Raw genomic sequence first — 18,751 nt, 5'->3', positions numbered from 1 at the left:
GACGCCCAACCAGCGCCGCTTTGGCATCCATGCACAGACTGCTCAGCGTGGAGGCCGAAGCTCGCGTAGGCCGTAGTCGGGTGGCAGCCGCGCGGGCAGCGGCCGGTTCCCGTGCGGGTGTAGGCGGTCAGTGAGGAACGCGAGGATCTCGTCGCGGGCCTGGACCGTGGGGTGGCCGGTCTCGTCCACGAGATGGGCGGTGACGACGCTGTGCGGGGTGCCGACCAGGTCGGCGAAGAAGGGCGGCGGGGCCGGGTTTGCGGCCGTGTCCGGCAGGACACGGCCGTCGAAAGCATCACCGAGCAGCGCGCGGTAGGCGGCGAAGCGCTGCCCCGTGCACCAGCGGTCGCCCTCGAAGCGATAGGCGAGGACGGTGAGTGCGTCACGGTGGAGCCGGTCGCGCACCGCGCGCGCGTCCGACGCGTCGAGTTCAAGTCCGCCGGGGTCGTCGAGCGGCAGCGACGGGTGGTTGACCACCGAGGCGATCACCGCTGGCTCCAGGGCCATGGTGAGGGCGAAGTTGCCGGTGAAGCACAGGCCGATCGCGCCTACCCCGGGCCCACCGCACGCGGCGTGGGCCTGGCGCGCCAGGCCGCGCAGCCAGAGCGTCACCGGGCTGGTGCCGCCCCCGGCGAAGGCGCGGAACTCCGCGCTGACACAGGCGCGGCGGACGACCTCCCGGCCGCCCTCGACCGTGGGGAAGGCGCCGTCCGTCCCGAAGAGGGAGGGCACATGGACGGTGAAACCCGCCTCCCGCACCCAGCGCGCGAGCCGCAGGACGTCGGGGCTGATGCCCGGCATCTCGGGCAGCACTACGACCGCGGGCCCGGCCCCGGCCACGTACACCGTCTTCTCCACCCCCTCCACGGCCATGCTCCGGCGGGTGAAGTCGGTGATCGGATCGTCGTCGCTCATGGGGGCCAGCCTGGTCCCGGGACCGGTCGCCGGGTGAGGGGCGGGATCGCCGAGGCCAGGGGTAATCTCGCCACACGCGAGGGAGGCGAGCGGTATGCGATCGGCGACATGGGACCAGGGACACCGGGGGGCGGGAGTGGTGGCGGAGGCGGCGCCGCAGGCGAAGGACGGTGTGGGTTCGGGCGCCGGGCAGGGTGCGCTGCGGATCGGGGTCCTGGCGTACCCGGGCTGCTTCGCGTCCGAAGTGTTCGGTGTTCCCGACCTGTTGACGATGGCCGGGCACGTCGCCGGACCGGACGCGCCCGGCTACCGGGTGTCGGTCGTCTCGCCCCGCCGCCGGGTCACCGCATCGGGCGGCGCGATCCTGGACGTGTGTCCCTTGCGCGAGGTCGACGTCCTCGTGGTCCCCGGCTTCGAACTGCACCCGGACACGGACCTCGACGCACGGCTCGCCCGACTCGCCCCCGAGATCGCGGCGATCCGCGCGCAGGCCGCCGCCGGCACCGCCGTCGTCTCCCTCTGCGTCGGCGCGTTCCTGCTCGCCGAGGCGGGCCTGCTCGACCGGCGCAGAGCCACCACCTCCTGGCTGCACGCCGGTGAACTGGCCAGACGCTGCCCGGACGCCGACGTGCGGCCCGAGCACCTGGTCGTCACCGACGCGGGGGTGACGACCACGGCCGCCTTCAGCGCCATGTACGACTTCGCGCTGGACCTGATCCGCCGGCACAACGGATCCCGGGTAGCACGGACCACTGCCCGAGTGGCGCTCGTCGACGACGCGCGGACCTCCCAGACCCCGTACGTCGATCCGCGGCTCCTCCCCCAGCCCGGTCGGGATTTCTCCCAACGGGTCATGCGGCATCTCGACCAGAACCTAGCCGAGCGCTACGACCTCACCGCGCTCTCGGACGCATTTCACGTCAGCAGCCGCACGCTGCTGCGCCGCTTCGCCGAAGAGACCGGACGCAGCCCGCTGGCCCATCTGCAGATCTCGCGGATCCGCCGCGCCCGCCATCTCCTTGAGACCACCGACCGCACCGTCGCCGCCGTCGCCACGGCCGTCGGCTACCAGGACCCCGGCACCTTCGCCGCCCTCTTCGCCCGCCACACGGGCCACCGCCCGAGCGCCCACCGAGCCGCCTTCCGCCGCACGGACCGGTCTTACACCCCGGACAACGGCGTCTGAGCCCTGTTGCGGAAGGTCCGTTCGGGCCGGCAGAAGTGGTGCTTGACCTGCTGTCTTCATCCGGCGAGGGCGAGGTTGCGCAATGATGGCGACGGCCTGGACGGCGCGATGGACCCCTCGGCGTACAGGTCGAGCATGTCGACGGTGTACCCGTCGGCCGCGAGGCGCTAGCGGCTGCGCCGTGCGATCTGCGCGGTGAGGGAGTCGCCGCGCGGGTGGGCGAAGACCAGCAGCGCGTGCCCGGCCACGGCTGTCGTCATGCCCGTCGTCCTCTCCGTCGTCCTCCCTGTCGTCATGGCCGTCACCCGTCCAGCCGGACGAGCATCTTGCCGGTGTTGGCGCCGCGCATCATGCCGAGGAAGGCGGCCGGGGCCCGGTCGATGCCTTCGAACACGGTCTGCTCGGTGTGCATCGTGCCGTCGGCGAGCCATCCGGCTGCCCGGCCGATCCACTCGGGGAAGAGGTGGAAGCAGACAGCAGCCCATTGCCGGTCGTCTAGATCATCGGCTTCGTTCACACCAATGAGCCCCGCCTTCAGCCGCTCCCGCAGGCCCTGCTCGCCCTCCGGGCCGCAGGCGACGTTCGCCATGCCGACGGCGGGCAGGGGCCATTGGCGGGCGCTCACCAGCAGGCCGGTCTCCCGCTCCGAGCCGGTGTAGTCCCGCGCCACCGACACCAGCCGGTTGCTCGCCGCCTCGCCGAAGCCGAGCTGGGCCAGGGCCTCCCGCCGGCCGGACAGGTTCAGGTCGTTGGGCACTGCCAGGCCTTCGGTCAACGCCCCCCACATGTTGCGCGCGTCCGCGCTCACAGCCGACCCCGGCTCCGGCTGCGCGGCGGGCGAGATGACCGTTCTGCCGACGAAGTCGAATATCGTCGCAGTCCTCCCTAGGCGGGCAGGTCCGATGAGCACTGCGAGTCGGCAGGCTCGGCGGGCCGATGCAATTCGGTGGAGATTTCGTGAAACGTCGGGTGCCGGGTCCATGAGGGGCGGAGCGTACCGAGCACGGCTTGGACGAACCGGGTCGACGGCATCTGACCACCAGGAGATGCGGATGAAGCGGTTGAAGAAGCGGTTACACAAACCGCAGCTGTTGGGCGTCGGCGTCATGGCGCTGCTGCTCGGTCTGGTTGTCTCCCCCACCGCCCAGGCGGCGCCGGCCGCTGCCCCTGCCGCCGAGCAGTGCACCGGCAGCTGGGACGGCATCACGTACTGGGCCAAGAGTCCGGCGGGGCGCAACGGGGGCGGCTACGCGCGCACCTACTGGAACAGTTCGACCAAACAGAACTGCGTGAAGTTCTGGTCCAGCCCCTACGACGGCCTCGCCTCACACATCACCCTGGCCATCTTCGACGAGAGCGGCGACTACTCCATCGACCCGCCGAAGGAGCATCCGGCCAACCACCGCTACTACGCCGGGCCGCTGTACACCTGGTTCGACTCGACGGGGCAATGCATCAGCGTGAGCGGCTCGCTGGTCCGGGGCGGAGTGACCTACCGCCTCAACACCGGGCCGATCCGGTGCGGCTGATCCGTCGCCTCCGAACGTAGGGGCTGGAGCACGTCCCGGCCCCGGCGCACGGCCGCGCCCGGCACGTCGGGCAGCTCGTCGACCAGCCTGCCGGTCGACGAGACCCGGCGGGCCCGCTTCATGCGCCGTGCCGTCGACCAGCGTGGCGGGCTTAGTGGTTCGGGGTGTCGGCGGCGATCCGGTCGATCGGCAGCGGGTCCCGATCTTTCGCTGCCGGGCACGGAGCCGCGTGGTCAGGAAGCGCAGGGTGCCGCTGGACAGATCGATCGACGAGGGTAGACAAGCACGCGAAGCTCCTGGCGGACACGGGTGATCTTGGTCGAGAACCCGTCTACCAGGAGCTTCGTCGTTCCGTACAGCTGGCCACCTCCAGCGCCTCACCGCCGCAGTCAGGCTGGAAAGGGCTCCGTGCCTTCAGGCCTGGGAGACCCGTGACCAGGTGGCCATGATCGACCAGATCGTCGCTCGCGCCGGTGAGACACAGGAACCATGGCATCCCCGCGTTGAACCCTGCACGCTCGCAGGACCGCCCCGCCTTGGCGCGGGCCTGCTCGCTCTCCGTCCGCCCCTGCCAGGAGGGCCGTACGCGCGGCGCTACCGGCGGTGCCGCTCGATCTCCCCGGCGGCCGCCAGGGCGAAACCCGCCACGTTGCGCGGGCAGCGCCAGCCGGATGCCGGGTCGGGATTTCCGCCCTTCGCTTCGAGGCCCTCCCACGTGGAGTCGGAGCCCCCGGCCAGCAGCGACAACAGCATCTCGAAGGACTCCAGGTGCACGCTCAGGTCGTCATCGCACGGATGACCCGCGTGGTGGCACGCGGCCTGCGCGACGGTGGAGTCCAAGGCGGCTGCCGACAGCGCTGCCACGACCCGCCGCGCCACCTCGGGATCCGCGTCGTACACGGCATGGCCGTGCGTCCACACCAGGCCCAGCGTGTAGAACGCCGTGACATCCGGATCACGCGGCCGGGCAGCCCGCGCGCCGTTGAGCCGCTCCACGCACTCCAGAAGGGTCTCGTCGTGCTCCCCGAGGAAGTACCCCTGCCAAATCGAATCCCAGTCGTCGATCATCTCGTCCGCATCACCAATCATGATCACTGAAGACGTCCGGCAGGATGCCCCGGTTCCACGGACCCGCATCGACCGACCGGCGTCGGCGAAGACTTGAGAGGTATCGACAGCGCACCCCAGGCGGCCCCCACCCGGTCTGGCGTCGTGCCTCCGGCCCCGCGGAGCGCTGTTGACGCGGCAGCGGTGGAAGAGAAAGTGCCCCGCCCGCGCGACATCCTGACCTCTCACGTAGTCATGAGGGGTATGCACGGGGGTCACAGAACAGGGTGGAAGCGCTGGACGACCCGATCGCGCCGCGCGGACGCACGCAGTGAGCAACACGCAGGTACGCCTACCGTGGACGCTGTACCGCGGCATGTGCCGGCCATTCCCAGCACCGGCGACGGGCAACACCTCGCCGTCAACGTGGCTGTGGGCGCACTGCACTTCTCCGGCGACGAACCGGCTGCTCTGGACGCCCTCCACCAGCGGAACCCGTACGACGTCGGGCTGCCGCCGGGAGTCGCGGGTCACGTCTGTTCTTCGTAGCTGATGTGGTACTTGCCGGCGATGGGGTTGATCTTCGCGGGGTCCAACTGCCCCTCGGTGAACACCGCGGGACCAGCCTCGATCAGGTCCTCGACATAGTGCTCCCAGCCTCCGGGCGAGGAGATCTGCAGGACGCGCGGCGGCGGGTCGGAGGCGCGGCGCAGGGCGTGCGGAACTCCGCGCGGCAGGAGGGCGAACACTGATCTACCAGGGGCGGGCCGCGGCCACCCTTCGGGCGGACCTCACCGTTGCGGACGTCTACATGCTCGTCGGGGGCCTCTCCGGGATCATCCGGGCCGGCAGCGGCGACTGGCGCCGCTTCCTCGACCTCGCCTTCGAAGGACTGGGCCCCCGCGGGGACGGCCCGGCCTCCGCGGCTCCTACCGCGCATCCGTGACCAGAGCCGCCCGCAGGGCGTTCCTGTCGGGCTTGCCGGCCGCCGTGCGGGGCAGTTGGCGTACCAAGTGAACCGCGGCCGGGGCGTACATCGAGCCCATCCGCTCGGTGACGAACCCGCGGAGCATCTCGCGGTCCGGACGGTGTCCTGGCGCCGGGACGACCGCGACGTGGAGTTCCTCCCGCTCGTCCGCGTCCCGGGTGCCGAACGCCGCGCACTGGGCGACCGCGGGGTGGGTGAGCAGCACCTGCTCCAGCTCCGCCGGATACACGTGGCCCCCCACGACAACGACCGCGTCCTTCAGCCGGTCGACGATGTGCAGGTACCCGTCGGCATCCAAGAGGCCCACGTCCCCGGTGCCCACCCAGCCGTCGCGCAGCACCCGCGCGGTCAGGTCGGGCCGGAGCCAGTAGCCGGCCATGACCATGGGCGTACGGACGTGGACCTCACCGGTCGATCCGGCCGGCAGGACCGTCCCCGCCGGATCGCGGATCTCGATCTCCACCCCGGGGTCCGGGCGACCTGCCGTGATCCGCCCGTCGGGGCCGGTCACCGTGTGCTCGTGCGGCAGGACTTCGGAGACGGTGCCGGTCTCCGTCTGTCCGTACCAGCCGTGCAGCACGGGGCCGAACACCTCCGCGGCCCGGCGGAGCCGCCCGGCCGACGCCGCCGTGCCCCCGTAGAAGAGGCGGCGCAGGCTCGACACGTCTGTGCCGGGCAGGGCCGGGTGGTCCAGTAGCTCGTACAGCAGCGGCGGCAGCAGCCACAGGTCGGAGATGCGTTCCCGGCCGAGGGCGGCCAGGACGTTCTGCGGGTCGAAGGAGTGCCGCAGGACGACGGTGCCCGCGGCCAGCAGTGTGACGTCGGCGAGGATGCCGGCCATGTGCGCGAGCGAAGTGCAGGCCAGGAGACGGGGCCGCTCATCGGCGGGGATGCGCTCGACGAGCCGGGCCAGCATGCTCCGGTAGGGCCCGTGCGCCATCGGGACGCCCTTGGGGGCGCCGGTGCTGCCTCCCGTGAAGCGGATGCACCAGTCGTCCGTGGACCGCGCGGCGCCGTGTACGCGGGAAGGCTCCTGCGGGTCACCGGCTGGGGATTCGGCGCCGAGTGTCAGCACGGGGGGCGCGGCCGGCGCGGAGGCCATGGCGAGCAGGGCCTCGGCCGCGGCGCGCGCCTCGGGATCGACGATCAGGGCGGTGGCGCCCGTGCTCTCCACGATCGCCGCCTGCGTCCCGGCGGCCGTGGCCCGGTCGAGGTGGACCACGCGGGCTCCCAGGAGATTGGCCGCGTAGCGGGCGACGAGCGCTTCCGGCCGGTTGCCGGTGAGGAGGCAGACGGTGGCCGCCCGGCCGACGCCGTGGGCCGCCAGCGCCGCAGCCGCGCCGTGGACCCGGTCGGCGAACTCCCCGGCCGAGACCGTACGGCCCTCCGCGGAGACGATCGCGGCGCGGCCTGGAGCACGTGCAAGGACAGCCAGTACAGCGTCGACGTAACTCTCGTACGGGTGAGACGGGTTCTCGGGCATGTGAGCGCCTCCTGGTATGTGACGGGGAGCGGTTTTCCCGGTGTCTCCTGGAGGCTAGAGGCGGTGCACTCATCCAATCCAAGACCAGTTCCGAGATGAGAAAATGCCTCGGAGGTTATGAGGGGGGGCGGATGGACCTGCTGTCGCTGCGCTGTTTCCAGATCGTCGCGCGCCACGAGCACATCAGCCGCGCCGCCGATGAACTGCGGGTCGCCCAGCCCTCGGTGAGCCGGACGATCGCCCGGCTGGAGGCGGAGCTGGGCGTACCGCTCTTCGACCGCCGGGGCCGCCGGATCCGGCTCAACCGGCACGGCGCGGCCTTCCTGCGCCGGGTGGAGCGGGCGCTGGGTGAACTCGACGACGGGCGCCGCGAGCTGGCGGACGCGGCGCGCGGGGACGGCGGGAGTGTGACCTTGGCCGCCGAGACGCTGCTGACCCTCACCGGGGTGCTGTCGGCCTTCCGGGCCGCCCATCCCGGTGTCGACGTACGACTGCGCCAGTCGCCCGCCGAGGTGATGGTACGTCAGCTGCGGGCGCGCGAGGTGGATCTGTGCTTCGCCTCGCAGCCGCTGGCCGGAGCCGCCCTGACCTCGGTCGTGCTGCTGCGCGAGGAAGTCCTGCTCGCTGTGCCCGCCGGGCACCGGCTGGCCGGGCGGGAGGGGGTCGAGGTGGCCACGCTGGACGGGGAGCCGTTCGTCACGCCCGGCCCGGGGCACTGGCAACGGGTGCTCGCCGACCGGATCTTCGCCGCGGCCGGGGTACGGCCGCTGGTCGTCTGCGAGGGCGACGAGCCCGGTGCGGTCCTCGACCTGGTCGCCGCCGGCCTGGGGGTGGCGCTGGTCCCCGCCATGGCCCGGGAGTCCGGGACGCGGGAGATCGTGGCCTGGGCGCGGCTGGCGGCGCCGGACTGCCACCGGGAACTGAGACTGGTGCGGCACAGGGACGCCTACGAGTCCGCAGCCGCGCTCGCCTTCGCCGACTTCGCGTTGCGCCACTTCCACGAGCGCTCCGCACCCTGACTTCCGGGTGCTCACCGGCATTCGTCTGAGGCGCGCGGCTGCCGCCCATCGGCCGCGTTCCTGCTGCACGGCCGCCCGCTGCCCGGCTGTCGCGGGGGCGGCGCTGATCATCGCGAACTGCAATCCGCGGCGCCGGACAGGAGCATCCGGCGGGCGTTCGTACCGCCGGGCTCGGAGACGACCGCGAGCGCCCGTGGTCCCGGGCCCGGTGACCGTGCCGAGGTCCGAAATGACCGTGGCCGTGGCCCTGGCGGGATCGAAACCGGCCGTCCTCCTTCATCGGCCCGCCCTCCACGCGACGGGCCGGTGCTGTGGACCCGCTTCGCCAACGGCGTGCCCGGATGGCTGGTAACCCGGCATGCCGACGTCCATGCGGTCCTGACCGGCCCACACCGGTTCAGCGCCCGCATCGGGCCTCTCGGTCCGTCAGCAGCTGGGGTCCGGGTCTGCAGCCCGGTGGGCGAAGGGCAGCTCATCCCATGGCAGTGAGGCTACCTGGGCTTGCGGGGCGCGTCCCTCCAGGGTGCGTTCGGGAGCCGGGGTGATGGTGGCGTTTCCCTCACCGGCACGAGCTATCCACGCGATGAGTGCACTGCGCAAGCCATCGGTTATTTTTCGGTGAGAGATGAGCCCTATCAGATTTTCCAGTTCATAGGGGTCGCTGTGCAGGTCGTACAGTTCCGTCTCTTGGTAGTACGGGGACTGCGCCTCCCGCCACGGGTCGGCCTCTGGGGCTGCCACCGCGTACTTCCAGCGGTCGGTGCGCACGGCCCGGCCGAGGTGGGACTCGCTGATCTGGATGTAGACCTCCTGCGGCCGGTGGGAGTCCTTGCCTCCGCGGACCAATGGCAACAGTGAAGCGCCTTGCATCGTCTCGGGGACAGGCAGGCCGGCGGCGTGGATGAGAGTCGGGGCCAGGTCCACCGTGCTGACCGGCCGGGTGACGCGGCCGCCGCCGGTGAATCCAGGCCCGGTCAGTGCCAGCGGGACACGCACGGACGCGTCGTGTGCGGAGCGTTTGTACTCCTCATTGCGAGTACGGAAATGAGAACCGTGGTCGGCGGTCCAGGCGAGCACGGTCTGGTCGGCGAGGTCCAGGCTTCGCAAGGCGTCCCTCAGGCGCCCGACACCTTCGTCAACGCGTTTGATCTGGCCGAGGTAGCCGCCGAGATGGCGGTGCGCGCCGCCCTGTGGTGCGTGCGCGGAGAGTGCCGCGAGGTCCGCGGGCATCCAGCGGCCTTCGTAGCGCTCCCGGTAGCCAGCAGGAGCTGGGTAATCGTCCGTGGCGTTCTGGTGGTGGGGTTCCAGCAAGGAGATGAACAGCAGGAATGGACGGCCGTGGTGGTCTGCCACGAACCGGACAGCGGCGTCCATCAGCGCGTCCGAGCGGTAGCCGACGAGTCGCACCGGCTTGCCGGCTTCGTCCCACAGGATGGTGCGATACGCGTTCGAGGTGAACTCCAGCAGGTCGCTGGCGAGCCAATGCTGGTACCCGCCCCGGCGTGTGGCCGGAACAGGGCCGGCCTGCGCCGCATCAGCACCGCCCAGATGCCACTTTCCGATGTATCCGGTGACGTACCCGGCGTCGGCGAACACCGAGGCAAGGGTGGGCTGGCCGCCCGGCAGGGGTACGCCGTTGCGGAAGACACCGGTGGTGGTCGGCCAGCACCCCGTTTGCAGGGCGGCCCGCGCGGGGGCGCACACCGGTTGTGGAGTGATGGCCTGGACGAAGTGTGTTCCCTCGAGGGCAATGGCATCGAACTCGGGAGTGACGTCAGCCGGGTTGCCGTGCACGCCGGTAGTGTCCCATCGCTGCTGATCGGTGAGCACGACGATGACGTGAGGAGAACGGTTCACAGGCTGACACTCCCTCTGCAGAAGCCGGTCCAGTACCCGCGCTCCCCGACGAGCGTAGGGAACAGCGCTTTGTGCCTCGTAAGGATCCCAGGCCATCGAAGACCTCGTGACTTGAGTCAGGAATTCGGCGGCAGTAGACAGCGGCCTTGCCGAAGAACTGGCCACAGCACGCCGCCCTGGAGATGCCCGGCTTTCGGCCCACAGCCCCCGCCGAGATCACTCTTCCCGTTGCCGACCCGGCCCTCTCCGGGGTGGAAGACCAGCGTTCTTGCCAGTGGGAGCGGGCACCCAGTGAGGGCAGCGCTGGTAGCAGGTGGCGCCTGGGGCATCGGCCCGTGCTCGGCGCGTCATCGCGGACGTCAACATTCGACGCTGACCGCCCTCGCGAAATCGATTCATCGCCTGGTGTCGGCGTACTCGTCTGTCGGTGACGGGTGAAAAGTGGCTCTGGATCACTTTCCATGCCAGAGCCACAGAGCGTCACCGAAGCCGCGATCATGAGTGGTCGGTGACAGACGCGCTTCTCCAAGACCTCTGGTTCCACCAGGCCGACGACGTCGCACTCGACACCGTGAACATCCGCGGTGATCTCGTGGCCGTCCAGGCCGCCACCACGACCGACCGGGCCGACTGCCCCTCCAGCGGAACTATCTCGACGCGCGACCGCAGTATCGAGACCGTCTCCCGCCGGCTGGCCGGCATCCCTGCGTCGGGGTGATCTGCCGGGCCCGATCCGCCGCCTGTGCCGAGGCCGAACGGCTGACCGCGGAAGCAAGGGTGCTTCGCCATCGCGGCCGTACCGGGGTGCTGTGCGAGGTGGATGCGGAGCGGCTCGTGGGTCGAGCCCGCGGCACGGTGTCGTGCTGCGGGTCATTCCGCGGATCGGGGATTTCAGGCTGCGGCCGGTGGAGTCGAAGATCCTGCGGCGCGCCGGTATTCGGCGTTGAGGCGCTGCGCTTCCTCGAGCTGATCCTCAAGGATGACGATGCGGCAGGCCGCCTCGATGGGGGTGCCCTGGTCGACGAGTTCGCGGGCACGGGCGGCGATGCGCAGTTGGTAGCGGGAGTAGCGTCGGTGGCCGCCCGCGGAGCGCAGGGGGGTGATGAGGCGGTGTTCGCCGATGGCGCGCAGGAAGCTCTGGGTGGTGCCGAGCATTTCGGCGGCCCGGCCCATGGTGTAGGCGGGGTAGTCGTCGTCATCGAGACGGCCGTAGGAGTCGTCTGCTGTCATCGCACCTCTCTGTTGAACACGTGGAGGGGCCCGGGTGCCATGCCGGCACCCGGGCCCCGAAGGAACTGCTACACCATCTGCCGGCCCCAGTGCTGCGCCGGCCTTCTGTGTCCGCAGACCCGACCGATACGCCGTCGGGGGTGCGGGGATCGCGGATGCGTGACCGGAGACCACCTCACTATCGATGTCCTGCGGTACCCGGACTCAGTGCCTCCGTCCGGGCGATCCTGATGGTGCCTGGCTCCTCCGTTCTTCCCTCTGGACCAATCACTTGCCAAACGGGAACTGCGTACTGCTGATACTGCGAACTACCGGCAACGCGGATACTGCTGTAACGCGGGTACTGCTCTTACTGCTGCGCTGCGAACTGCCTGTACTGCTGGTGTTGCGTACTGCTGGTGGCCTGTGAGAGCGCCACTCTTCGGCAGCCAGCCCCGTCGCCCATCCTGCGTCTGCTCTGGCTTAGAACCCCACTGCCGAACCTCCCGGTGCGCGCGCCCACAGCCGACGCCTTCACCGAGGTACCACTCACTCAACTTCACTTCTGGGTACTGCGGACTGCACTTACGGGTACTGCTGCCCGGCAGTACGTCTCTGCCGGGCCCTTCTCGATCTCGACTACGAGAGAAACCATAACCACACCACCACCCAATGTCTACTCCAGCCAATGCAGATTTTCGTGTGTTCGACAGTGAGGCAGTCGCCCTCGAACGGAACACGGACAGGCGGTGGCCCCCCTGCGGCTGGGTCACCGCTCCGGCCGACGCAGCCACGTCCCGCCAGACGCCCACCGGCTCCGGGCGGGGCCCAGCTGCCGCAGGGAAGGCGCGGCGCCCGCCGACCAGTCGGAACGCTCTGACGCGGCGATATTCCGGGTGCGGGCTCAGGTGATGTGGAACAGCGGTCCCGTGATCGTGAGAACGAGGTGGTGGCCGGCGTACGAGAAGAAGGCGAGCAGAACCAGGGCGGCGCCGCCCAGACCGATGTCCTTCATGAAATGCGTCATCTCCATCTGGCGGGCCTGGGCGTCGCTCTCCCTCCAGAACGCGTGCATGATCACCGCGGTCGGGAAGAGGAACACGGCCAGGAGCAGCGCACCCAGATCCGCCCAGAGCCCGAGGGCCACCATCACCCCGCCCACCAGGATCAGCAGGCCACTGCCCACCGCAGCGCCGGCCGCGGCGGCGGACGGAATGCCGCGGCTCGTGGCGTAGCCGGCCATGGCCTTGGTGTGCGTCAGGTGGTTGAGAGCCGAGCGCAGGAACACCAGCGCGAAGAGAATGCGTCTGATGAGCACCAAGACGTCCATCGCGGCCTCCGGAAACGATGCGGCCGGTACGACGCCGGGCCGTGCCGGTGCTGCCGGCGGAGGGGATGCCGGCGAAACCCGTCGTCCCTGCACGCGGGCCGGAGACTGTGGTTTTCGCAGTTCCCTCCGGCAAGCGCGCGGTCCGGGACCGCGTCGATTCCTTCACGGCGTGGTCCCGGCGCCTTCGCCGCCGCGGCCCGACAGCCAGAGGCCGCGGTGTCACTCGTCTACCTCTGAGCCACATGCGCTCCGGCCTGGGTGAACACCGTCGGTGGCTGCCTGACTGGCGCGTACCCGAGCTACCGACCGCTACGCCCAGCCCAACGAGAATGTCGGTTTAAGCCGCTGGTGGCGGGGTTAGTCGCCGTGTACCGGAAGGCACTTTCGCTGCCCGGAATCACGAGGGAAGGTGACTGTGATGGCACTGCCGATCCGACGCCGCGCAAGCAGTCCAGGTGCGGTGCTCAGGGGGCTGGACCCCTTTGCGGACTTCGAGAAGATGTGGGACCAGATGGGCCGGTACCTGGAACAGGCCGCCGCACCCGCCGCGGGCGGCACAGCCTGGCTGCCGATGGCCGAGGAAGAGGAGAGCGACGACTCCTACACCGTGAAGGTGGAGCTGCCCGGCTACCCGGCCGAGAACATCGACATCGAGGTCGAGGGCGACGAGCTGGTCATCAGCGGCGAGCTGTCCGAGGAACACCAGGGCAACGTCCTCACCCGCAGGCACGGCAGCTTCATGTACCGCACCAGCCTGCCCGCAGGAGCTGACGCCGAACACTGCAACGCCGACCTCGACAACGGCGTCCTGACCGTGACCATTCCGAAGACGACACAGCAGCAACGCCGCAAGATCGAAATCGGAAAGGGACACCACTCCCTCGAGGGAAAGAGCTCGAGCGAACTCGCGGGCGAAAGCGGACTCACCCCCGTCGAAGCGCACAACACCTTCGTGGCCGGCAGCACCGCCGCGACCACCGGAGCACAGAGCAGCACAGAGACCACCGGCGGCACCGCGCCCACCGGAACAGCCTGAACCGGAAATCCGATCCCCGCGCTGCAGGCGGCCGGCGCGATCCGGGATGGGCGCGCGGGCAGCTCTCGCGTTCCGCGTGACCGGCGAGACCGCACCCGGTTCCCCCGCCCCTCCCGCCGGGCTTGCGGTGTTGCCTGAGCTCCTGCGGCACAGGGCTGGCGGGGGTCAACATTCGGCACACCGCCTCCCTCGTTCGCTGCGCGATCCGCGGATCGGCATGGGGGCCTGCCCCCTCGCCCTGATGTCCTTCGCCTTGTTCGGCGCCCTGTTCGTCATCACCCTCCACCTGCAAGGCGTGCTGGGGTACACGCCCTGGCAGGCGGGGATCAGGACACTTCCGCTGCCCTTCGCCCTGTCTGTCGGCGCGGTGGCCGCTCTGCCGCTGGCCGCGCGGTGGGGTGAGCGGCTGCCGGTGGTCGCCGGGCTGGTCCTCGTCACGGCGGCCTTCGGGATCCTGACCACGACCACCACCACCGACGGATACGGGCAGCTGGTGCTCTTCCAGATCGTCGCCGGCCTGGGAGCCGGAGCGACGGCGGCCGCGGGCACCGAGGCCGTGATGGGCGCCGTACCCGGCGAGCGCGCGGGCGTTGGTTCGGCGGTCAACGACGCCACCCGCCAGGTCGGTTCCTCCCTCGGAGTCGCGGTCCAAGGGTCCATCCTCAGCAGCGTCTACGGCCACCGCATGAACCGCCCTACCGCAGGCCTCGCCACACCCGACGCCGGTGACAGCATCCTCGCCGTCCGTGCCCTCGCCCCCCGGCTGCCGGACGCCCAGGCCGCACACCTCCTCGCCACGGCCAAGGAATCCTTCGTCTCCGGACTCACCCACAGCGCTGCGGTCGCAGGCACCGTCACCCTGGTCACCGCTCTGGCGGCCGCCCACTGGCTACCAGCCCCGCGGGCCCCTCCTGAAGCGCCCGTGAGCACCCCGGCCGGCCTGCGCAGGACGCCTGATGCCGCTACCGCTACCGCGACGGTCCGCCGGGCTCGACGCATTCTGCCGAAAACCCGCACCCATCCGTCGTGCAGCAGCAGACCGCCACAGTGCAGCACCACCACACCGAGATACGACCTGGTCGTCGCCTGCAGCTGAAGAAGCGATGCCCTGGCCAGGTCGCTATCGGGCGCTGGCACCCCGCCAGACACCCACCCCGCACGGAAAGTTTCCCTGAGCTGCCGCCAGGCCGGTTCTTTTCACCGCACTGCGCCGCCTCCACGCCGACAAACCACCCTCGGACACGCAGCTCGCGAAGGATCTGCACGCGAGGCTGAAGTGCGCGCTGCCCCACACCTGACGACGGCCCGCCCCTTGTCGTCTTGGGCCGTTTTCAGGTGTGGTCGGGCCAGGTCATGGTCGTGACGGCACGGGCGTGGGCGCGCAGGGCGGTGATGACTTCGGCGCGGGTCAGCGAACCCGGCGGCCGCCGGGCCGCCGGGCATTCCTGGTCAGCGGCCCCAGCGCAGCGCGGCGGTCTGCACGGGTGCGTCCCACAGCCGCAGGAGTTCTTCGTCGGCCCGGCACAGGGTCACCGAGCAGCCCGCCATGTCGAGTGAGGTGACGTAGTTCCCCACGAGCGTCCGGGCGACCGGCACGCCGCGTGCGTCCAGTACCCGTGCGACCTCGGAATGGAATCCGTAGAGCTCCAGCAGTGGTGTGGCGCCCATCCCGTTGACCAGGGCCAGCACCGGCCCGTCGGCCGGCCCCACCTCGGCCAGGTCCGCCAGTACGGCGCCCACCGCGATCTCCGCGATCTCCCGGGCGGGCATCATGGCGCGCCGCTCCCGGCCGGGTTCGCCGTGGATCCCGATCCCCAGTTCCAGGTCCCCGTCGGGCAGGTCGAAGGTGGGGCTGCCCTTGGCGGGCGTGGTGCAGGCGCTCAGCGCCACGCCGAAGCTGCGCGAGGACGCATTGACGCGGCGGGCGGTCGCCGCGACCTGCTCCAGCGGCGCGCCTTCCTCGGCGGCGGCCCCGGCGATCTTCTCGACGAAGAGGGTGGCTCCGGTGCCCCGCCGTCCGGCCGTGTAGAGGCTGTCGGTGACCGCGACGTCGTCGTTCACCAGCACGCTCTCGACCCGGACGTTGTCCTCCTGGGCGAGTTCGGCGGCCATCTCGAAGTTCAGTACGTCCCCGGTGTAGTTCTTGACGACGAACAGCACGCCCTGCCCGGAGTTCACGGCGCCGGCCGCCCGCAGCATCTGGTCGGGCACCGGCGAGGTGAACACCTCCCCGGGGCAGGCCGCCGAGAGCATGCCGTGGCCGACGAAGCCCGCGTGCAGCGGTTCGTGCCCGGAGCCGCCGCCGGACACCAGTCCGACCCGCCCACCCTCGCGCGCGTCCCGCCGTACGACCACCCGCCGCTCCACGTCGACGTCGAGCTCGGGATGGGCGGCCGCCAGGCCCCGCAGGGCATCGGCGACCACGGTCTCCGGACTGTTGATCAGCATCCTCATGCCTACCTCCCGGGTGGAACCAGCGGGTGAGCCTCTGACCAGTGTCCTCACGATGCTCAGGCGGCGCCGGTGACAGGCGGGCGCACCGCGATCGCTCGCACGCCATATGAAGAGTGTGCCGTCACGCCGTGTCCATCGGCACCCGAGCCGCCTCGCAGCGCGTTGCACTGGTCGGTCTTACGATGATTCCTGGAGGACTCGGGGCAGTCGACGGCCGGTCCCTGGGCCGGCGGGAAGCGGGCACCCATGGCTGAGCGGCTCAAGAGATCAGGGCTGGTCGGCGAGCTTTCAGCAGAATTCGCCGGCACCATGATCCTCATCCTGTTCGGGTGCGGTGTGGTGGCTCAGGTAGTCGCCGGCGGGGCCCTCACGGACCCGGCGGGCGGCCTGGGAAACCACGACAGCATCGCCTGGGCCTGGGGCCTCGGCGTCACTCTCGGCGTCTATGTCGCGGCGAGGCTGAGCGGTGCTCACCTCAACCCCGCGGTGACCGTCGCGCTGGCGGCGTTCAAGGGCTTCCCGTGGAGCAAAGTGGCTCCCTACGCGCTGGCCCAGACGGCCGGCGCCTTCGTGGCGGCCCTGATCGTCCGGTGGAACTACACCGAGGCGCTGGCGAAGGCGGACCCCACCCACACGATCAAGACACAGGGCGTCTTCTCCACGCTGCCCGCCAACGGCAACACGAACCTGCCGGTCACCGAATGGGGCGCGCTCCGCGACCAGATCATCGGCACCGCGATCCTGCTGCTGCTGATCCTTGCGGTCACCGACCTGCTCAACACGCCCCCCGGCGCCAACCTGGCGCCGTTCATCGTCGGCCTGATCGTCGTGGCCATCGGCATGGCGTGGGGCACCAACGCGGGTTACGCGATCAATCCGGCACGCGACTTCGGTCCCCGGCTGGCCAGCTTCCTCACCGGGTACGGCGGAGCGTGGCGAGATCAGTACGGGCACTTCTACTTCTGGGTGCCGATCGTCGGTCCGCTGATCGGAGGTCTGCTGGGAGCGGGCCTGTACAAGTTCTTCATCGGCCGGTTCCTGCCGACCGGTGAGCCGGAGCCCCCCGGACAGGTCCCGGGCCCGGACGAGAGCTGACACGAGAGCTGACCGGCTCCCGGGGTGGCCGTGTTCCGGCCACCCCGGGAGCCGGTCAAGGAGAGGCGGCATCCCATGGCGGACTTCGTCGGCGCGGTGGACCAGGGGACCACCAGCACCCGTTTCATGATCTTCGACCATGCAGGCAACGAGGTGGCGAGGCACCAGCTGGAGCACGAGCAGATCCTCCCGCGCTCGGGGTGGGTCGAACACGACCCGGTGGAGATCTGGGAGCGCACCAACTCCGTGATCCAGAACGCGCTCCGGCACGGAAATCTCTCGCCGGAGGACCTGGCGGCCATCGGCATCACCAACCAGCGGGAGACGACCGTCGTCTGGGACCCGCGCAACGGCCGCCCGTACTACAACGCCATCGTCTGGCAGGACACCCGTACCGACTCCATCGCGGCAGCGCTGGAACGCTCGGGCCAGGGCGACGTCATCCGCCGCAAGGCAGGGCTGCCGCCGGCCACGTACTTCTCCGGCGGCAAGATCCAGTGGATCCTGGAGAACGTCGACGGAGTCCGCGAGGCGGCCGAGCAGGGCCATGCCCTCTTCGGCAACACCGACTGCTGGGTGCTGTGGAACCTCACCGGCGGCCCCGACGGCGGTATCCACGCCACCGACGTGACCAATGCCAGCCGCACCATGCTGATGGACCTGGAGACCCTCGACTGGGACGACGAGCTGCTGGGCTTCTTCGGCGTTCCCCGGGCGATGCTGCCCACCATCAGCCCGTCCTCCCACGCGGAGGCGTTCGGACAGACCCGCACGTCCCGGCCGCTGCGGGCCGCCATCCCCATCACCGGTGTGCTCGGCGACCAGCAGGCAGCCACCGTCGGGCAGGTCTGCTACGCGCCGGGTGAAGCCAAGAACACCTACGGCACCGGCAACTTCCTGGTGCTCAACACCGGAACCGACCTGGTCCGGTCCCAGCACGGCCTCCTCACCACCGTGGCGTACCAATTCGGCGACAGCCCGGCGATCTACGCACTGGAGGGTTCCATCGCCGTCACCGGCTCCGCGGTGCAATGGCTGCGCGACCAGCTGAAGATCATCAGTGACGCCGGCGAGAGCGAACGCCTGGCCCGTACCGTCGAGGACAACGGCGGCATCTACTTCGTCCCCGCCTTCTCCGGCCTGTTCGCTCCGTACTGGCGCTCCGACGCCCGCGGCGCGATCGTCGGCCTCGCCCGGTTCAACGACAACGGCCACCTGGCGCGCGCCACCCTGGAAGCCATCTGCTACCAGAGCCGCGACGTGGTGGAGGCCATGGAGCAGGACTCCGGCGTCCACCTCGACGTGCTCAAGGTCGACGGCGGCGTGACGGCCAACGACCTGTGCATGCAGATCCAGGCCGACGTCCTGGGCGTACCGGTCAGCCGGCCGGTCGTCGCCGAGACGACCGCGCTCGGCGCCGCCTACGCAGCCGGCCTGGCCACCGGCTTCTGGCGGGACACGGACGAGCTGCGCACCCACTGGCAGGAGTCCAAGCGCTGGGAGCCCCAGTGGTCCGAGGAGCAGCGCGCGGAAGGGTACGCGGGCTGGAAGAAGGCGGTGGAGCGCACGCTCGACTGGGCCACGGTCGAATAGCTTCCGGCCG

Annotated in this window: 19 protein-coding genes and 1 pseudogene; 10 read left to right on the top strand and 10 right to left on the bottom strand. The window is 70.4% G+C overall.

Annotation, left to right across the window (positions count from 1 at the left end; all coding sequences use genetic code 11):
• Nucleotides 1–42: 42 nt before the first annotated feature.
• Nucleotides 43–915: a dienelactone hydrolase family protein gene (locus J7E94_RS18160; protein ID WP_251056835.1), complete on the bottom strand. Its 873-nt coding sequence runs from the start codon at nucleotides 913–915 to the stop codon at nucleotides 43–45.
• A 94-nt stretch (nucleotides 916–1,009) separates the two neighbouring features.
• On the opposite strand from J7E94_RS18160, the gene J7E94_RS18155 reads away from it, so the two are divergent.
• On the top strand, nucleotides 1,010–2,101 hold the full coding sequence (locus J7E94_RS18155) for a GlxA family transcriptional regulator (RefSeq protein ID WP_251056834.1): 1,092 nt from the start codon (nucleotides 1,010–1,012) through the stop codon (nucleotides 2,099–2,101).
• 301 nt (nucleotides 2,102–2,402) lie between these two features.
• Here the strand turns inward: J7E94_RS18155 and J7E94_RS34680 are convergent, their stop codons facing one another.
• Nucleotides 2,403–2,909: a hypothetical protein gene (locus J7E94_RS34680; protein ID WP_251056833.1), complete on the bottom strand. Its 507-nt coding sequence runs from the start codon at nucleotides 2,907–2,909 to the stop codon at nucleotides 2,403–2,405.
• 244 nt (nucleotides 2,910–3,153) lie between these two features.
• Between J7E94_RS34680 and J7E94_RS18145 the strand changes: the two genes are divergently transcribed.
• The gene (locus J7E94_RS18145; RefSeq protein WP_251056832.1) at nucleotides 3,154–3,630 is read left to right on the top strand and encodes a hypothetical protein; all 477 of its coding nucleotides are present in this window, start codon (nucleotides 3,154–3,156) and stop codon (nucleotides 3,628–3,630) included.
• Between the two features lie 594 nt (nucleotides 3,631–4,224).
• Here the strand turns inward: J7E94_RS18145 and J7E94_RS18140 are convergent.
• A complete protein-coding gene (locus tag J7E94_RS18140; protein ID WP_215016598.1) occupies nucleotides 4,225–4,719 on the bottom strand; it encodes a hypothetical protein in 495 nt (164 codons plus the stop codon).
• 315 nt (nucleotides 4,720–5,034) lie between these two features.
• On the opposite strand from J7E94_RS18140, the gene J7E94_RS18135 reads away from it, so the two are divergent.
• Nucleotides 5,035–5,226: a hypothetical protein gene (locus tag J7E94_RS18135; RefSeq protein WP_215016596.1), complete on the top strand. Its 192-nt coding sequence runs from the start codon at nucleotides 5,035–5,037 to the stop codon at nucleotides 5,224–5,226.
• Here J7E94_RS18135 and J7E94_RS18130 read toward each other — a convergent pair.
• Nucleotides 5,208–5,426 (bottom strand): hypothetical protein, encoded by a 219-nt coding sequence (locus J7E94_RS18130; protein WP_251056831.1) that lies wholly within the window; start codon nucleotides 5,424–5,426, stop codon nucleotides 5,208–5,210. The genes J7E94_RS18135 and J7E94_RS18130 overlap by 19 nt on opposite strands.
• 62 nt (nucleotides 5,427–5,488) lie before the next feature.
• On the opposite strand from J7E94_RS18130, the gene J7E94_RS35435 reads away from it, so the two are divergent.
• Nucleotides 5,489–5,623: a hypothetical protein gene (locus J7E94_RS35435; protein WP_285440783.1), complete on the top strand. Its 135-nt coding sequence runs from the start codon at nucleotides 5,489–5,491 to the stop codon at nucleotides 5,621–5,623.
• Here the strand turns inward: J7E94_RS35435 and J7E94_RS18125 are convergent.
• A complete protein-coding gene (locus J7E94_RS18125) occupies nucleotides 5,607–7,148 on the bottom strand; it encodes a class I adenylate-forming enzyme family protein (RefSeq protein WP_215016594.1) in 1,542 nt (513 codons plus the stop codon). The two genes, J7E94_RS35435 and J7E94_RS18125, sit on opposite strands and share 17 nt — an antisense overlap.
• Nucleotides 7,149–7,279: 131 nt before the next feature.
• On the opposite strand from J7E94_RS18125, the gene J7E94_RS18120 reads away from it, so the two are divergent.
• Entirely contained in the window at nucleotides 7,280–8,167 is an 888-nt protein-coding gene (locus J7E94_RS18120) for a LysR family transcriptional regulator (RefSeq protein ID WP_215016592.1), read from the top strand.
• Nucleotides 8,168–8,593: 426 nt separating this feature from the next.
• Here the strand turns inward: J7E94_RS18120 and J7E94_RS18115 are convergent, their stop codons facing one another.
• Nucleotides 8,594–10,024, bottom strand: coding sequence for a sulfatase-like hydrolase/transferase (locus J7E94_RS18115; protein ID WP_308345252.1), 1,431 nt, complete (start codon nucleotides 10,022–10,024; stop codon nucleotides 8,594–8,596).
• A gap of 508 nt (nucleotides 10,025–10,532) precedes the next feature.
• On the opposite strand from J7E94_RS18115, the gene J7E94_RS18110 reads away from it, so the two are divergent.
• Nucleotides 10,533–10,742: a hypothetical protein gene (locus tag J7E94_RS18110; protein ID WP_215016588.1), complete on the top strand. Its 210-nt coding sequence runs from the start codon at nucleotides 10,533–10,535 to the stop codon at nucleotides 10,740–10,742.
• A 173-nt stretch (nucleotides 10,743–10,915) separates the two neighbouring features.
• Here J7E94_RS18110 and J7E94_RS18105 read toward each other — a convergent pair whose 3' ends face one another.
• Nucleotides 10,916–11,254, bottom strand: a complete 339-nt coding sequence (locus J7E94_RS18105) for a MerR family transcriptional regulator (RefSeq protein WP_215016586.1) — start codon at nucleotides 11,252–11,254, stop codon at nucleotides 10,916–10,918.
• Between the two features lie 883 nt (nucleotides 11,255–12,137).
• Nucleotides 12,138–12,563 carry a DoxX family protein gene (locus tag J7E94_RS18100; protein WP_215016584.1) on the bottom strand — a complete coding sequence of 142 codons (426 nt, stop codon included), beginning with the start codon at nucleotides 12,561–12,563 and terminating at the stop codon, nucleotides 12,138–12,140.
• Between the two features lie 418 nt (nucleotides 12,564–12,981).
• Between J7E94_RS18100 and J7E94_RS18095 the strand changes: the two genes are divergently transcribed.
• Both J7E94_RS18095 and J7E94_RS34675 read left to right on the top strand, forming a co-directional pair.
• A complete protein-coding gene (locus tag J7E94_RS18095; protein WP_215016582.1) occupies nucleotides 12,982–13,599 on the top strand; it encodes an Hsp20/alpha crystallin family protein in 618 nt (205 codons plus the stop codon).
• A 46-nt stretch (nucleotides 13,600–13,645) separates the two neighbouring features.
• Nucleotides 13,646–14,227: pseudogene (locus J7E94_RS34675) on the top strand (MFS transporter); the annotation flags it as partial.
• Nucleotides 14,228–14,271: 44 nt separating this feature from the next.
• On the opposite strand, the gene J7E94_RS34670 reads toward J7E94_RS34675, so the two are convergent.
• Both J7E94_RS34670 and dhaK read right to left on the bottom strand, forming a co-directional pair.
• Nucleotides 14,272–14,736: a DUF2625 family protein gene (locus J7E94_RS34670; protein ID WP_308345257.1), complete on the bottom strand. Its 465-nt coding sequence runs from the start codon at nucleotides 14,734–14,736 to the stop codon at nucleotides 14,272–14,274.
• A gap of 312 nt (nucleotides 14,737–15,048) precedes the next feature.
• Nucleotides 15,049–16,053, bottom strand: coding sequence for a dihydroxyacetone kinase subunit DhaK (gene dhaK, locus J7E94_RS18085; protein ID WP_215016578.1), 1,005 nt, complete (start codon nucleotides 16,051–16,053; stop codon nucleotides 15,049–15,051).
• A gap of 246 nt (nucleotides 16,054–16,299) precedes the next feature.
• Between dhaK and J7E94_RS18080 the strand changes: the two genes are divergently transcribed.
• Nucleotides 16,300–17,148: an MIP/aquaporin family protein gene (locus tag J7E94_RS18080; protein ID WP_215016576.1), complete on the top strand. Its 849-nt coding sequence runs from the start codon at nucleotides 16,300–16,302 to the stop codon at nucleotides 17,146–17,148.
• Nucleotides 17,149–17,223: 75 nt separating this feature from the next.
• The gene (glpK, locus tag J7E94_RS18075; protein WP_215016574.1) at nucleotides 17,224–18,741 is read left to right on the top strand and encodes a glycerol kinase GlpK; all 1,518 of its coding nucleotides are present in this window, start codon (nucleotides 17,224–17,226) and stop codon (nucleotides 18,739–18,741) included.
• Nucleotides 18,742–18,751: the final 10 nt, after the last annotated feature.

The organism is Streptomyces sp. ISL-94 (assembly GCF_018614075.1).
Lineage (GTDB): Bacteria > Actinomycetota > Actinomycetes > Streptomycetales > Streptomycetaceae > Streptomyces.
The sequence above is the reverse complement of the archived record's forward strand: the minus strand, read 5'-3'. Positions and strand labels throughout refer to the sequence as shown.

Bases quoted from the DNA above. Each gene is read 5' to 3' on its own strand.
- J7E94_RS18160 (WP_251056835.1), bottom strand. From the start codon at position 915: ATGAGCGACGACGATCCGATCACCGACTTCACCCGCCGGAGCATGGCC.
- J7E94_RS18155 (WP_251056834.1), top strand. From the start codon at position 1,010: ATGCGATCGGCGACATGGGACCAGGGACACCGGGGGGCGGGAGTGGTG.
- J7E94_RS18145 (WP_251056832.1), top strand. From the start codon at position 3,154: ATGAAGCGGTTGAAGAAGCGGTTACACAAACCGCAGCTGTTGGGCGTC.
- J7E94_RS18140 (WP_215016598.1), bottom strand. From the start codon at position 4,719: ATGATTGGTGATGCGGACGAGATGATCGACGACTGGGATTCGATTTGG.
- J7E94_RS35435 (WP_285440783.1), top strand. From the start codon at position 5,489: ATGCTCGTCGGGGGCCTCTCCGGGATCATCCGGGCCGGCAGCGGCGAC.
- J7E94_RS18125 (WP_215016594.1), bottom strand. From the start codon at position 7,148: ATGCCCGAGAACCCGTCTCACCCGTACGAGAGTTACGTCGACGCTGTA.
- J7E94_RS18120 (WP_215016592.1), top strand. From the start codon at position 7,280: ATGGACCTGCTGTCGCTGCGCTGTTTCCAGATCGTCGCGCGCCACGAG.
- J7E94_RS18105 (WP_215016586.1), bottom strand. From the start codon at position 11,254: ATGACAGCAGACGACTCCTACGGCCGTCTCGATGACGACGACTACCCC.
- J7E94_RS18100 (WP_215016584.1), bottom strand. From the start codon at position 12,563: ATGGACGTCTTGGTGCTCATCAGACGCATTCTCTTCGCGCTGGTGTTC.
- J7E94_RS18095 (WP_215016582.1), top strand. From the start codon at position 12,982: ATGGCACTGCCGATCCGACGCCGCGCAAGCAGTCCAGGTGCGGTGCTC.
- dhaK (WP_215016578.1), bottom strand. From the start codon at position 16,053: ATGAGGATGCTGATCAACAGTCCGGAGACCGTGGTCGCCGATGCCCTG.
- J7E94_RS18080 (WP_215016576.1), top strand. From the start codon at position 16,300: ATGGCTGAGCGGCTCAAGAGATCAGGGCTGGTCGGCGAGCTTTCAGCA.
- glpK (WP_215016574.1), top strand. From the start codon at position 17,224: ATGGCGGACTTCGTCGGCGCGGTGGACCAGGGGACCACCAGCACCCGT.